The 13,277-nt window shown below is 72.3% G+C and carries 11 protein-coding genes and 1 pseudogene; 8 read left to right on the forward strand and 4 right to left on the reverse strand.

Features of this window, described 5'->3' with window-relative positions:
- Positions 1-110: 110 nt before the first annotated feature.
- Together Q4V64_RS26985 and Q4V64_RS26990 are read right to left on the reverse strand one after the other, a co-directional pair.
- The gene (locus tag Q4V64_RS26985) at positions 111-668 is read right to left on the reverse strand and encodes a tellurite resistance TerB family protein (RefSeq protein WP_124445567.1); all 558 of its coding nucleotides are present in this window, start codon (positions 666-668) and stop codon (positions 111-113) included.
- A gap of 144 nt (positions 669-812) precedes the next feature.
- Positions 813-3,293 carry an AMP-binding protein gene (locus tag Q4V64_RS26990; RefSeq protein WP_253267513.1) on the reverse strand — a complete coding sequence of 827 codons (2,481 nt, stop codon included), beginning with the start codon at positions 3,291-3,293 and terminating at the stop codon, positions 813-815.
- Between the two features lie 243 nt (positions 3,294-3,536).
- Between Q4V64_RS26990 and Q4V64_RS26995 the strand changes: the two genes are divergently transcribed.
- The 3 genes from Q4V64_RS26995 to Q4V64_RS27005 are packed head-to-tail and all read left to right on the forward strand — an operon-like array spanning position 3,537 to position 7,207.
- A complete protein-coding gene (locus Q4V64_RS26995) occupies positions 3,537-4,583 on the forward strand; it encodes an iron ABC transporter substrate-binding protein (protein ID WP_124445565.1) in 1,047 nt (348 codons plus the stop codon).
- A gap of 6 nt (positions 4,584-4,589) precedes the next feature.
- Positions 4,590-6,155, forward strand: coding sequence for an iron ABC transporter permease (locus Q4V64_RS27000; RefSeq protein ID WP_124445564.1), 1,566 nt, complete (start codon positions 4,590-4,592; stop codon positions 6,153-6,155).
- Positions 6,152-7,207, forward strand: a complete 1,056-nt coding sequence (locus Q4V64_RS27005) for an ABC transporter ATP-binding protein (protein WP_124445563.1) — start codon at positions 6,152-6,154, stop codon at positions 7,205-7,207. The genes Q4V64_RS27000 and Q4V64_RS27005 overlap by 4 nt, the downstream gene beginning before the upstream one ends.
- Before the next feature lie 24 nt (positions 7,208-7,231).
- On the opposite strand, the gene Q4V64_RS27010 is transcribed toward Q4V64_RS27005, so the two are convergent.
- Positions 7,232-8,110 (reverse strand): IclR family transcriptional regulator, encoded by an 879-nt coding sequence (locus Q4V64_RS27010; RefSeq protein WP_253267512.1) that lies wholly within the window; start codon positions 8,108-8,110, stop codon positions 7,232-7,234.
- A gap of 254 nt (positions 8,111-8,364) precedes the next feature.
- Between Q4V64_RS27010 and Q4V64_RS27015 the strand changes: the two genes are divergently transcribed.
- The 5 genes from Q4V64_RS27015 to Q4V64_RS27035 all read left to right on the forward strand — a co-directional run bounded on the left by Q4V64_RS27015 (position 8,365) and on the right by Q4V64_RS27035 (position 12,515).
- The gene (locus Q4V64_RS27015; protein WP_253267511.1) at positions 8,365-9,171 is read left to right on the forward strand and encodes a transporter substrate-binding domain-containing protein; all 807 of its coding nucleotides are present in this window, start codon (positions 8,365-8,367) and stop codon (positions 9,169-9,171) included.
- 74 nt (positions 9,172-9,245) lie between these two features.
- Positions 9,246-9,992: an amino acid ABC transporter permease gene (locus Q4V64_RS27020; RefSeq protein ID WP_124445561.1), complete on the forward strand. Its 747-nt coding sequence runs from the start codon at positions 9,246-9,248 to the stop codon at positions 9,990-9,992.
- Positions 9,992-10,642, forward strand: a complete 651-nt coding sequence (locus tag Q4V64_RS27025; protein WP_124445560.1) for an amino acid ABC transporter permease — start codon at positions 9,992-9,994, stop codon at positions 10,640-10,642. The genes Q4V64_RS27020 and Q4V64_RS27025 overlap by 1 nt, the downstream gene beginning before the upstream one ends.
- Positions 10,639-11,418, forward strand: a complete 780-nt coding sequence (locus tag Q4V64_RS27030; RefSeq protein WP_124445559.1) for an amino acid ABC transporter ATP-binding protein — start codon at positions 10,639-10,641, stop codon at positions 11,416-11,418. The genes Q4V64_RS27025 and Q4V64_RS27030 overlap by 4 nt, the downstream gene beginning before the upstream one ends.
- A 125-nt stretch (positions 11,419-11,543) precedes the next feature.
- Positions 11,544-12,515, forward strand: coding sequence for a sugar kinase (locus Q4V64_RS27035; RefSeq protein WP_124445558.1), 972 nt, complete (start codon positions 11,544-11,546; stop codon positions 12,513-12,515).
- Positions 12,516-12,564: 49 nt separating this feature from the next.
- Here the strand turns inward: Q4V64_RS27035 and Q4V64_RS55240 are convergent.
- A pseudogene (locus Q4V64_RS55240) lies at positions 12,565-12,970 on the reverse strand (MFS transporter); the annotation flags it as partial.
- Positions 12,971-13,277 lie beyond the last annotated feature (307 nt).

Consider the following 13,277-nt stretch of genomic DNA (forward strand, 5'->3'; position numbering starts at 1 on the left):
GCCCCGTCGGGGAGCCGGGAGGTACCGGGAACGGCTCCGCGCGGCACTGCTGTTGTGCACAGCAGTGCCGCGCGGAGCGCGCGCACCGGGCCGGACTGCGACGCGCGTCGTCAGAGGCCGAACTCCTGCGGGGACAGCCCGAGTACCGAGCACGCCTCACGCAGGACCTGCTCCTCGGCCGGCGCCACGTATCCGTCCGCACCCGCGACGACGAAGCCGGTCTGTACGACCGCCCTGGCCTCCGTCGGCTTCTTCGCGGCCTTGGCGATCTCCTGCATGGCCTCGGTCTTGCCCTGCTGGAAGTTGAACGCGAGCTGGTCGACGTGCTTGTTGAAGCGCTGCCGCAGCTGTTCGGACGGGAAGTTCTGCAAGACGTCGTTGTTCAGGATCAGCGACTCCACATGCTGCCGCTCGGCCGGGTCGACATGCCCGTCGGCGGCGGCGACCAGGGCGCACATGGCCATGCTGGCGTCCCGGTAGGCGCCGCTCTTCAGCTCCGTCTTGAGGGAGGTGAGCTGGGACTTGAGCGTGTTCACCAGCTGAGCCTTCGATCCCCCGGAGGACCCTGAACCCGGCCGCCCGTGTCCGTGTCCACCGGAGCTCCGCGCCCCCTGCGCCTGCTGCTGCAGACTCTTGGCCTGGTCCTTGATCCGATCAAACATCGCCATACGTGCCACCTCGGCTTAGCCGTGTCGTTCCGGTCGTCCGCGTGCGTTGCGCACGTCATCTTGCCAACTCTTTGCAACTCCCCGAAGTTCCATCCGGCATGCCCGGGTGGCCGCCGCGGCCGTTCCGGAACTCGGCAGTCCCGGTCACAGCCAACGGACCGTCCGCGTCACCCGGGTCACGACCGCCGCGTAGCCGATGCCGACCAGGAGGGAGGCGAACAGGGCGGTGCGGGGGAAGTCCTCCTGGAGGTAGGGGTAGACCTGGTAATGCGTCAGGTAGATGTAGAGGGAGCTGCTCGCCAGCACGCCCGCGAGCGCGCTGAGCGGGCCGAGGCTGGGCAGGGCCGGTACCCAGATCAGCAGCGCCAACCCGACGATCACGAGGGCCGTGCGCAGGGGCTGGTCATGGAACAGGCCGGGCACGGTGAGCACCAGCACCGCCGTCAGCAGCGCCCGTTGCCGCACGGCGGAGGCCCGCGCCGCCGCCCACCCCAGCGTGAACAGCCAGAAGACCACGGTGGGGGTCAGCTGGGGGCGGGGGGACGCCAGGCCCAGCAGGTCGTAGCGGCCGACCAGGCCGATGGCCGTGAGGGCCAGCGGCACGCCGAACGCGTACCGCCGCTCCAGCCGGTCCAGCAGCGGTACGGCCATGAGGACGGCGAGGAAGACGAGGAAGTGGACCAGGGCCTCCACGAACCAGTAGGCCCAGTCGAAGCGGTCGTTTCCCTGGTCGAGCAGGCTGTTGAGCAGCAGGGCGTTGGCCGGGTCGTAGAAGTCGGTCAGGACCACCGCGCCGGTGATCCACACCATGCTCGGTACCGCGATGCGGGCGATGCTGCGCCACAGGTGCCGTACGCGCTCGCGGCGCCCGGCGTCGGTCAGCTGGAAGCGGGCGAAGTTGTAGCCCGCGACGCAGAGGAGGATGTGGGCGAAGCCCTTGATGTCGAAGATCTGGACGTGCGAGCCGACGATGAGGACGATCCCGACGGCGCGCAGGGCGATGCCGGTCTCCAGAGTGCGGCGGGTCCGCCAGGACGTCGCCGCCGGCACCCGCGTGGTCCGCAGCTCGCGGATCGTCCGTGTGTGCCAGTCGGTGGGCAGATGGCCCAGGGCCTCCTCCAGGCGCAGGGACATCTCGACGTAGCACAGTGAGTCGCCGCCCAGGCCGGCGAAGCTGCTGTCCTCGGTGACGTCGGTGCGGTCGAGGATCTCCGCGTAGAGGCGGCGGAGATCCTCCCCGGAGCCGGGTGCCGCCGCCTCCTCCACGGGGCGTGTCAGGCGCCGTACGGCCTCGTAGTCGGGCTTGCCCGTGGCCAGGCGGGGGAGCCGGTCGAGGGCCCGGACCCGTACGGCACGGGACGGCAGCCCGCACTCCTGTGCGACCAGCCGCCGGATCCGCGTCTGCTCACCGGCGCTCCCGAGCGCCGCCACCGCGAGCGCCTCCCCGTCGCCCGCGCAGTACGCGGTGACCCCGCGCTCCTCCAGCAGGGACTCGACGCGCTGCGGATCGATCCGCAGCCCGAGGATCTTCGCGAAGCGGCTGCGGCGGCCCGTGATCTCGTACAGCCCGTCGGACGCGAGCCTGGCGAGGTCCCCGGTGTGCAGTTCCGTCACGGTCCGGCCGAGGGCGAGGTCGGCCGGGCCGTCGGCGTAACCGAGCATCACGTTCGGCCCCGAGTAGACCAGTTCGCCGACGTCCGGACCGTGGCCGTCGACCGGCCGCAGCCGGAAGGAGCCGCCGGGTATCGGTACACCGACCGCCTCGGGGCGCTCGGCGGCGAGCCGCGGCGGGAGGTAGGCCATGCGGGCCGTGGCCTCGGTCTGGCCGTACATCACGAACAGCTCCCAGCCCGAGCGGCGCCCCGACTCGGCGTACCGGGCGACGCGTTCGGGCGCCAGCCGGCCCCCCGCCTGGGTGACGCGGCGCAGGTGCGGCAGGTCCATCCGCTCGAAGCCGACCCGGTCGAGCAGGTCGAAGGTGTACGGAACTCCTGCCAGCGAGGTGCCGCGGGCGGCGCGGAACTCCTCCCAGAAGGCCGCCTCGGACACCGACCGCTCGGTGAGGATCAGCCCGGCGCCGCGCACCAGATGGCTGTGGATGACGGACAGGCCGTAGCAGTAGTGCGGGGGCAGCGTGGTGGCCGCGCGGTCGGTGTCGGCGAGGTCGAGGTACGCGGCGATGGACTCGGCGTTGGCCTGGAGGTTCTCGTGGGAGAGCCGCACCAGCTTGGGCGAGCCGGTCGAGCCGGAGGTGCTCAGCAGCAGGGCGAGGTCCGGGTGGAGGGTGTGGACGCTGCCGGGGTGCCGTTCGTCGAGGTTCCACGTCCCGTCGGCGTCCGGGCGGGCCACGACGTCGGGGGCGTACGCCTTGGTCAGGGAGCGGATGGTGCTCTCGCTGTCGCCGGGGACGAGCAGGACGGGGTGGCCGGCGGACAGGGCGGCGAGATGCGTGACGAGCGCGTCGGTCCGGTTGGCCCCGGCCAGCAGCACCAGCCGCCGTACGGGCCCGAGGCGCTCGGCGGTGGCGGCCACCCGCTCGGCCAGGTCGCGGTACGACAGCTCCCCCTCCGGCGTGACGAGCGCGACGCGGTCGCCGTGGGCCGCGAGTTCGCGCGCGAAGGGCACGCCAAGCACCTCGGGTGCGAGGGAGGGAGCCGGGAAGGGCTCGGAGGGGTGGAGCACGGGGCGCGCCCTTTCCGCGGGAACGTCCGCTTCAGCACAGAACCCTTGACGTTTAGGTAATCCTTACCTTATTCATAGCAGGGACATAATCAAGCCACGGAAAAGTCACAGGTTCCGCTTCGCCCCCGCTCTCCACGACATGACCGGCGGCGGCACCAAGGCGAGCCCCGCAGGAAGGCACACGCCATGCGACGCCCCTCGGTTCGCCGGACGACCGCGCTGGTCGCGGCCGGTCTGCTGCTCCCCGCCCTCGCGGCGTGCGGCTCCGACGACAAGGACAGTGGGGGCGAGGGCGACGCCTCCTCCCTCGTCATCTACTCCGGCCGCAACGAGAAGCTCGTCAAGCCACTTTTGGACAAGTTGGAGAAGGCCGTCGGCGTCGAGGTCGAGGTGCGGTACGGCGACAGCGCGGAGCTCGCCGCCCAGATCCTGGAGGAGGGCGACCGCACCAAGGCCGGGCTGTTCTTCTCCCAGGACGCCGGCGCGCTGGGCGCCCTGTCCGAGGAGGGCATGCTGCGAAAGCTGCCTTCGGCCACCCTCGACAAGGTCGACGAGGCCTACCGCGGCTCCGGCGGTGACTGGGTCGGCCTCTCGGGGCGCGTCCGCGTCATCGCGTACAACCCGGACAAGGTCGCCGAGGGCGACGTCCCGGACAGTGTCCTCGACGTGGTCGAGCCGGAGTGGAAGAACAAGGTCGGCTTCGCGCCGACCAACGCCTCCTTCCAGGCCTTCGTCACCGGCATGCGCGTCCTGAAGGGCGACGACGCCACCCGCGAGTGGCTGAAGGACCTGAAGGCGAACGGCGCCAAGACGTACGCCCACAACCTCGCCACCCTGGACGCCGTCGAGTCCGGCGAGGTCTCCCTCGGCCTGGTCAACCACTACTACTGGTACGAGCGGGTCGCCGAGAAGGGCGAGGACAAGGTCGACTCCAAGCTGCGCTTCCTGCCCGGCGGGGACCCCGGCGCGCTGATCAACGTCGCCGGCGCGGGCATCATCGAGGACGGCGGACAGAGCGAGAGCGCCCAGAAGGCCGTGGACTACCTGCTGTCGAAGGAGGCGCAGACCTACTTCGCGGACAGGACGAAGGAGTACCCGCTGGCCGCGGGCGTCACCAGCAGCGTGGCGGGTCTGCCCGCGTTCGAGTCGCTGGAGTCCCCCGACATCGACCTCGGCAAGCTGGAGTCCCTCCAGGAGACGCTGGCCATGCTCCAGGACGTCGGACTGGTCTGACCCGCCGTGCCGACATCGCCGTCCACCTCACTGGCGACCCGCAGGCCCGGAAGGACGCGTACGGCAGGCCGGAAGCCACCCCTGGTCCTGCTCGTCCCCGCCTGCGTGGCCGCCCTCTTCGCCCTGCTGCCCCTCGGCTACCTCGCCGTTCGCGCCCTGGAACGCGGCCCGGCCTTCGCCTGGGACGTCGTCGCCGACGAACGCACCCTGCACCTCCTCGCCCGCAGCCTCGGCCTGACCGCCGTGGTCGTGGCGGCCTGCCTGGTGCTGGGCGTCTCGCTGGCCTGGCTGACCGTGCGCACCGCGCTGCCCGGCGCCCGCGCCTGGTCGGTGCTGGCCACGCTGCCGCTGGCGGTGCCCAGTTACGTCGCCGCTTTCGCCTGGCTGTCCGCCGAGCCGGGCCTCGCCGGGTTCGGCGGCGCCGCGCTCGCCCTGACGCTGGTCAGCTTCCCGTACGTCCATCTGCCGGTCGCCGCCGCGCTGCGGGGCATCGACCCGGCTCAGGAGGAGGTGGCGCGCTCCCTCGGGCACGGGCCGCTGCGGACGTTCGTCAGGGTCACGCTCCCGCAGCTGAGACCGGCCGCCGCGGGTGGAGCGCTGCTCGTCGCGCTCTACGTGCTCTCCGACTTCGGCGCGGTGTCCCTGATGCGGTACGACACCTTCACCCGGGCCATCCACACCTCCTACCGCGCCTCCTTCGACCGGACCCCGGCCGCCGCCCTCAGCGTGGTGCTGGTCGTGATGACGATCGCGCTGGTGGCCGCCGAGGCCCGTACGCGCGGACGCGCCGGCCACGCCAGGACCGGCACGGGCACCGCCCGCCCGGCTCTCCCGGTCGCCCTCGGCCGGTGGCGGCCGCTCGCCCTGCTGTGGTGCGCCGCGGTGGCGGCCGTGGCCGTCGCCTTCCCGCTGGGCACCCTCGGCTACTGGCTGGCCGTCGGCAGCTCGGCCGGCCGGGACCTCGGCGGACTCGCGGAGACGGCCTGGGCGACGTTCGGGGTCGCGGCGGCGGGCGCCGGCCTCACCACGGTCCTCGCCCTGCCGGTCGGGGTGATCGCCGCCCGGCACCGGGGCCGCGGCGCCCGTCTGCTGGAGCAGGCGGCGTACGCGGGACACGCGCTGCCCGGCATCACGGTCGCGCTCGCCCTGGTCTTCTTCGCCGTGCGCTACGCCTACCCCCTCTACCAGCAACTCCCGCTGCTGGTAGGCGCCTACGCCGTACTCTTCCTGCCGGTCGCGGTGGCCGCCACCCGCGCGGCCGTGCTCCAGGCCCCGCCCGTCCTGGAGGACGTGGCCCGCTCGCTCGGGCGGCGGCCGTGGCAGGTGCTGCGCGAGGTCACCGTGCCGCTGGCCGCGCCCGGCGTGGCCGCCGGGGCGGCACTCACCTTCGTGGTCTGCATGAAGGAGCTGCCCGCGACCCTGTTGTTGCGCCCCACCGGCATGGACACCCTCGCCACCCGGCTGTGGACCGAGACCGGTGCCGGATCCTTCGCGGCCGCCGCCCCTTACGCCGCCGCGCTGATCCTGCTGGCCGCCGTCCCCTCGTACCTCCTAGGCAGGCACCGGACATGAACGCACTGCACGTCGAAGGGCTCACCAAGTCCTACGGAAAGTCCTATGGAGCCGGGGAGCCGATTCTGCGCGGGCTCGAACTCACCGTCCCGGCGGGCGCGTTGGCCGCCGTCCTCGGCCCCTCCGGCTGCGGCAAGACCACGCTGCTGCGGATCGTCGCCGGGTTCCTGCACGCCGACGCGGGCACCGTCCGACTCGGCGACCGCCTCCTGAACGGGCCCGGCGTGCATGTCCCGCCGGAGCGGCGCCGCATCGGCATCGTGCCCCAGGAGGGCGCCCTCTTCCCGCACTTGAGCGTGGCCCGCAACGTCGCCTTCGGACTGACCGGCGTCGACCGCCCCCAACGGCGGCGCGTCACGGACGAGATGCTCGAACTGGTCGGCCTCGCCGGCTACGGCGACCGCATGCCGCACGAGCTGTCCGGCGGCCAGCAACAGCGCGTCGCCCTGGCCCGCGCGCTCGCCCCGCGCCCCGGGCTCGTGCTGCTCGACGAGCCGTTCAACGCCCTCGACAGCGCACTGCGGGCGGGAGTACGGGCGGACGTACGGGCAGCGCTGCGGGCGACCGGGGCCACGGCGGTCCTCGTCACCCACGACCAGCAGGAAGCCCTGTCCACCGCCGACCTCGTCGCCGTCGTACGGGAGGGCCGGGTCGCCCAGTGCGCCACCCCGCAGGACCTCTACCGGCGCCCCGTGGACCCCTGGATCGCCGGCTTCGTCGGTGACGCCGTCCTGCTCCCCGGCACGGTCGACGCCGACGGTACGGCAGTGACCGCCCTGGGGGCGGTGCCTCTCGCCGCGCCGCCCGAGGGTGTGCGGACCGGCACCGTCCTGCTCCGCCCGGAACAGCTCCTCCTCACCGCCGCGGACGCCGACGGCTCGGTCAGGGGCACGGTGACCGACGTGTCGTACTACGGTCACGACGCCATGGTCACCGTGGCCGTCGAGGGCCACGGCACCCCGGTCGGTATCCGGGTCGCGGGCCCTCTGTCCGTGCGGCCGGGGGAGGAGACGGGTGTCCGCGTCGTGGGGGAGGCGGGCCTCCACCCGTAGTGGCGGTTCGGTACGCCCCTCGCCTCATCCCGTCCGGTGCGAGTCGGCGGCGGCCTCGTCCTCGGCCCGCGGCACGGTCCCGCCGAGGTTCTCGGTGACGACACCGGTGGCGGCGGTGAGCAGGGCGCCCAGTTCGGGGAGGCGGTCACGGGTGACCCGGGTGGCCGGGCCCGAGATGCTGACGGCGATGGTGACGTTGCCGCCGTGATCGTGGACCGGTGCGGCCACGCAGCGGATGTCCTGTTCGTTCTCCACGTCGTCGACGGCGTAGCCGCGCCGGCGGATGAGGGCGAGCTCCTCGCGGAGTCGCTCCGGGGTGGTGATGGTCGCCGAGGTGCGGGCGGGCATGCCCGCCGCGATCACCTTGTCGACGACGTCGTCCTCGCTGTGGGCGAGGAACACCTTGCCGGTCGCGGTGCAGTAGGCGGGCTGGCGGCTGCCGATCCGGGAGTGCATCCGGACCGCCCGGGGGCTCTCGACCTTGTCGATGTAGACGATCTCCGGCGGATCGAAGGTCACGAGGTGGACGGTCTCGCCGCTGTCCTCGGCGAGTTGGTGCAGCGTCGGGGAGGTGATCTGCCGGGTGTCGCGCCGTTCCAGGTAGGCCTGGCCGAGCAGCGCGTTCTGCGGGCCGAGGCGGTAACGGCCCGACTCGGGGTCCTGGTCGACCAGCCGCACCTCCCGCAGGGGTGCGATCAGCCGCAGCACGGTGGACTTGCTCAGCTGGAGCCCGGTGGCCAGGTCGGTCAGTGTGACGCCGTGCGGATGTCCCCGGTCCTCGGCGAGGTACATCAGGATGCCCAGCGCACGCCGCAGGGAGGACGAGGCGTTGCGACGGCCTGTCGGGGCGTCGGGTGCGTCTGGTGCGTCGGGAGTGTCGTTCGCGCTGTCGGACGAGGGCACGCCGGTTCCTCCTGAGTGCTGTGACACTTGTGCTGCATTGCAAAACGAAATGTCACATATTGGCATAGCCATTGACGCTTCTCGCGTGCTGTGGCTAGCTTCTGCCCAACGTTCTGCGAAATCAAGTTTTGCATAGCAGAACAACCGACACCGTCCCGGCCGCGCCGCCCCCTCCGGCCGTCCCCAGGTCTCCGCCCCCGCCCTCCCGGAAGGGAACCCCCGTGATGAGACTCCGTCACCGTACCCGCCCTCTGATGGTGATTTGTGCCGGTGTGACCGGCGCCGCGTTCCTCACCGCCTGCAGCTCCAGCGCCCAGACGACGGGCGCGGGCCAGCAGTCCTCGACGCTCCAGACGGTGATCAAGCGCGGCACGCTGAACGTCGCCAGCTGCCTGACGTTCCCGCCGTTCGGCTCGCTCAGCAAGGACAACAAGCCGCAGGGCTTCGACGTCGACGTCGCCACCGCCATGGCCAAGGCGCTCGGCGTCAAGGTCAAGGTCGTCGACACCACGTCCGCCAACCGCATCCCCAACCTGCAGACCAAGAAGGTCGACGCGGTCGTCTGCAACTTCACCACCACCGCCGAGCGTGCCAAGCAGGTCGCCTTCAGCGACCCGTACATCGTCGCGGGCGAGGTGCTGCTGGTGAAGAAGTCCAGCGGCATCTCCACCATCAAGGACCTCGGCGGCAAGACGGTCGCCGTCACCAAGGGCTCCACCAACGGCGACGCGGTCAAGGCCGGCAACCCCGAGGCGAAGATCCAGGAGTACGACACCTCCTCCGCCGCCGTGCTCGCCGTCAAGCAGGGTCAGGCCGACGCCATGGTCGAGGACTCCAACTTCCTCAACTACCAGGCGAAGCAGGACCCCTCCCTCAAGGTCACCAAGGACTCGGTCGTCCCGCTGGAGTACAACGCCATCGGCGTCCAGTCGGGCGACTCGACCTGGCTGCAGTGGGTCAACACCTGGCTGCGGGAGTTCAACACCTCCGGTCAGGCCGACGCCCTCTACAAGAAGTGGTTCGGCGTCGACCGCGTCTACCCGCTCAACCCGTCCTACTGAGTTCCTGCTGAGTTCCTGCTGACTCACGAGTCCGCCGGGCGGCGGCCCCGTAGCCGCCCCCGGGGAGGAGTCCCATGCTCACCGACTGGACCTACGCCCTCCAGGACTGGACGACGTACGTCGACGCCGCCTGGCTGTCGCTGAGGCTCTCGCTCGCCGCCTTCGGCATGGCCTGCGCCCTCGGTCTGCTCGGCGCCCTCGCCCGCAGATCCCGGTACGCCGTGCTGCGCGCGCCGGCCGCCGTCTACGTCGAGGTCATCCGCAACACCCCCGTGCTGCTCCAGATGTTCGTCGCCTACTTCGCCCTGCCGTCGGCCGGTGTGCGGCTCAGCCCCGTGCAGGCCGGTGTCCTCGCGCTCGGCGTCAACGTGGGCGCGTACCTCACCGAGATCTTCCGGGCCGGCATCCAGGCCGTGCCGCCCGGCCAGCGGGAGGCCGCTCGAGTGCTCGCGCTCGGCCCCGGCCGTACCTTCGCGCACGTCGTGCTGCCGCAGGCGCTGCGCCACGTCTACCCGGCCGTGGTGAACCAGCTGGTCCAGATCATCCTGGGCTCGTCGCTGCTGTCCGCCATCTCCGTCCCCGAACTCACCGGCACGGCCATGGTCATCAACTCCCGCACCCTGCTGACCGTCCAGGTCTTCGGCATCGCCGCGGTGCTCTATCTGATCCTCACCAACCTGGTCGTGCTGGTGGCCGGGCTCGTCGGCCGGGTGGCCTTCAAACCGCCGCTGCCCAGGGTCGTGAGACCGGGCCCCTTGGACGCCGTACGACGGCTGCTGTCCGCACGGTCCGTGCCCAACGTCCGTAAGGAGGCGGCGTGATGGACTGGTCGGTCATCTGGTCGAACCGCGAGCTGTTCACCGACGGACTGTGGGCCACCGCACTGCTGTCCGTCGCGGCCATCGCCACCGGCACGCTCACCGGGCTCCTCGTCGCGGCCGTACGCACCAGCCGCGCACCCGTGCTGGCGCAACTCGCCCGGGGCTATCTGGAGGTCTTCCGCGGCACACCGCTGCTGATCCAGATGCTCTTCATCTACTTCGGCGCGGCCTATCTGAACCTGGCGGGCATCACCGTCTTCGGCGCGGCCCTGCTGGCGCTGACCCTGTATCAGGGCGCGTACATCGCGGAGATCTTCCGGGCCGGCATCGAGGCCGTGCCCCGGGGCCAGTGGGAGGCGGCGCGGGTCCTCGGCCTCGGCCGCGTGCAGACCTTCACCAGCGTGATCCTGCCGCAGACCCGGGCGATCGTGCTGCCGCCGCTGGTCGGCCAGTACCTCTCCCTCATCAAGGACACCTCGATCGCCGTCGTGATCGGGTACGTCGAACTCCTGCGGCAGGGGCAGGCCGTCATCGACCGGGCGGGCGACCCCGCCACCACCTATCTCGCCGTTGCCGCCCTCTACTTCGTCATCTGCTACCCGCTGTCGCTCGTCGTGCGACGGATGGAACGAAAGGCTGTCACCGCATGACGACCACCGACACCGACGCCGACGCCGTACGGCAGCCCGTCGCACCCGCGCGGATCACCCTGACCGGCGTGCACAAGCGCTTCGGCGCGCTGAACGTCCTCAAGGGCGTCGACATCGACGTGGAGCCGGGCGAGGTCGTCGTCCTCATCGGCGCCAGCGGCTCCGGCAAGAGCACCCTGCTGCGGATCATGTGCGACCTGGAGCGCGCGGACAGCGGGGAGGTGTGGGTGAACGGCGTACCGCTGCACGACCGCAAGCGCGCGCCCGAGATCTTCGGCCATGTCGGCATGGTGTTCCAGCAGTTCAACCTCTTCCCGCACAGGACCGCGCTGGGCAACGTCACCCTCGCCCTGCTCAAGGTCAGGAAGCTCGGGAAGGCGGAGGCCGCGGAGCGCGGGCGGGCCGCGCTGGCCCGGGTGGGGCTCTCCGACAAGGCCGACTCCTATCCCGCCCAGCTCTCCGGCGGCCAGCAGCAGCGCGTCGCCATCGCCCGTGCGCTCGCCATGGACCCGGCGATCATGTTCTTCGACGAGCCCACCTCCGCGCTCGACCCCGAACTGGTCGGCGAGGTCACCGGCGTCATGCGCTCCCTCGCCGAGGACGGCATGACCATGGTCGTCGTCACCCACGAGATGCGCTTCGCCAAGGACACCGCGGACCGTGTCGTCTTCATGGACGGCGGGGTCGTCCTCGAGCAGGGCCCGCCGGCACAGGTGCTCGGCAGTCCGGCCGAGGCACGGACGCAGCAGTTCCTGCACCGGGTGCTCGACACGTAGGCCGCGGCATCATGCCGCCGTCCGCCCTCCCGCCCGGCCGTCCGCGCGGCCGTCATCCGCCGTCACTGTCCCATCCCGCCGAAGGACGACCCGTGCTCATCCCTCCCAAGTCAGGTGTTGCCGACATGGCCGACGTGGCCGACGTCGTGTGCGTCGGCGAGACCATGGCGGTGCTCAGCCCGAGTGACGCGGGACCGCTGGAGGGGCAGACGACCCTGGGGCTGGCCGTGGGCGGGGCGGAGTCCAACGTGGCCTGTGGTCTGGCCGCTCTCGGGCACCGCGCGGCCTGGGTGAGCCGGGTCGGCGCGGATCCGCTGGGGCGACGCGTCCTGAGCGATCTGACGGCCCGCGGGGTCGACGTGTCCGCGGTCGAGGTCGACCCGGAACGGCCCACCGGCGTGTACTTCAAGGACCCCGGCCCCGACGGGACCGGCACGTACTACTACCGCCGGAACTCGGCGGCCACCGCCATGGGCCCCGCCCTGATCCGTCTCCCGCACCTGCGTGCGGCCCGGATCCTCCACCTCTCCGGAATCACCGCGGCCCTGTCGGACAGCTGCGCCGAACTGGTCGCCGAGATCGTCACCCGGCGGGCCGTACCGGGACCGGCCGTCTCCTTCGACGTCAACCACCGTCCCGCCCTGTGGCGGCACCGGCCCGCCGACGCGGCGCCCGTCCTGCTGGAGCTGGCCCGCGGCGCCGACATCGTCTTCGTCGGACGGGACGAGGCCGAGACCCTGTGGGGCACCGGCAAGTCCGAGGAGATCCGCGACCTGCTCGGGCCCGCCCCCGTCATCGTCGTCAAGGACGCGGGGCGGGGAGCAACCTCGTACGGCCAAGGCGGCGAGGAGACCTTCGTCCCCACCCCCGCGTCCCCTGTCGTCGAACGGGTGGGCGCCGGTGACGCCTTCGCCGCCGGCTACCTGACGGCTCTCCTCGAAGGCAGCGGGCCGACGGAGGGCCTGCGCCTGGGCCACCTGCTGGCCGCCGCGACCCTGCGTACCCGGGACGACGTCCCCCTGGTCCCCGCACGGGACGAACTGGCCCGCCACCTCACCGCCGACCCGGCGACCTGGTCCACGCTCCGGCTGCCCTGACGCACGGACGTCGCGACGACCGGGGCCACGTACTTCGCGACGGCCGGGATCACGCCGGCCCGGGCTCCCCGCGCCGGGCGACGACGACCGCGAGACCTCCGACGACGGGGAGAGCCATCAGGACGGTGCCAAGACGGTGGCCCCATCCGATCCGTCAGCCTGATGGCGTCGCTGAGGTAGCCCGCGGACACGGCAGAATGCCGGCGGTCACGTAACCGCCCACGGTGAGCCCGGCATTGGCCTCGGCCATCCGTCGCAGGCGGGACGGTGGAATTGAGCAGGGAGAGTCCGCCGAGCTGGCCCACGCCCTGCCCGGCTCCGGCCGGCAGCGCGGAGACGACGAGCACCAGGAGCAGGCCGGACAGCAGCGAGGGGCCGAGCGAGAGCACGAAGGCCGTGGCCGTGATGCCGGGTGCGAACACGGCGATGCCCAGGGCGAGTCGGAGGCCATTGCCGCGCCCGCAGCCCGGCCCGGACGGCGCCCGAGCCGGGCGTAGGGCCCCGGTCCCGGTCTGGCTCCGGCCCCGGTCCCGGTCTGGCCTGGCCCTGGCCCCGGCCCCGGCCCGGCCCTGGCCTGGCCCCGGCCCGGTCCCGGCCTGGCCCCGGCCCCGGCCCCGGCCCCGGCCCGGTCCTGGCCTGGCCCCGGCCCGGTCCCGGCCTGGCCCTGGCCCTGGCCTGGCCCCGGCCCGGCCCCGGCCTGGCCCCGGCCCCGGCCCCGGCCCCGGCCCGGTCCTGGCCTGGCCCCGGCCCGGTCCCGGCCTG

Source organism: Streptomyces sp. NL15-2K, from assembly GCF_030551255.1.
GTDB lineage: Bacteria > Actinomycetota > Actinomycetes > Streptomycetales > Streptomycetaceae > Streptomyces.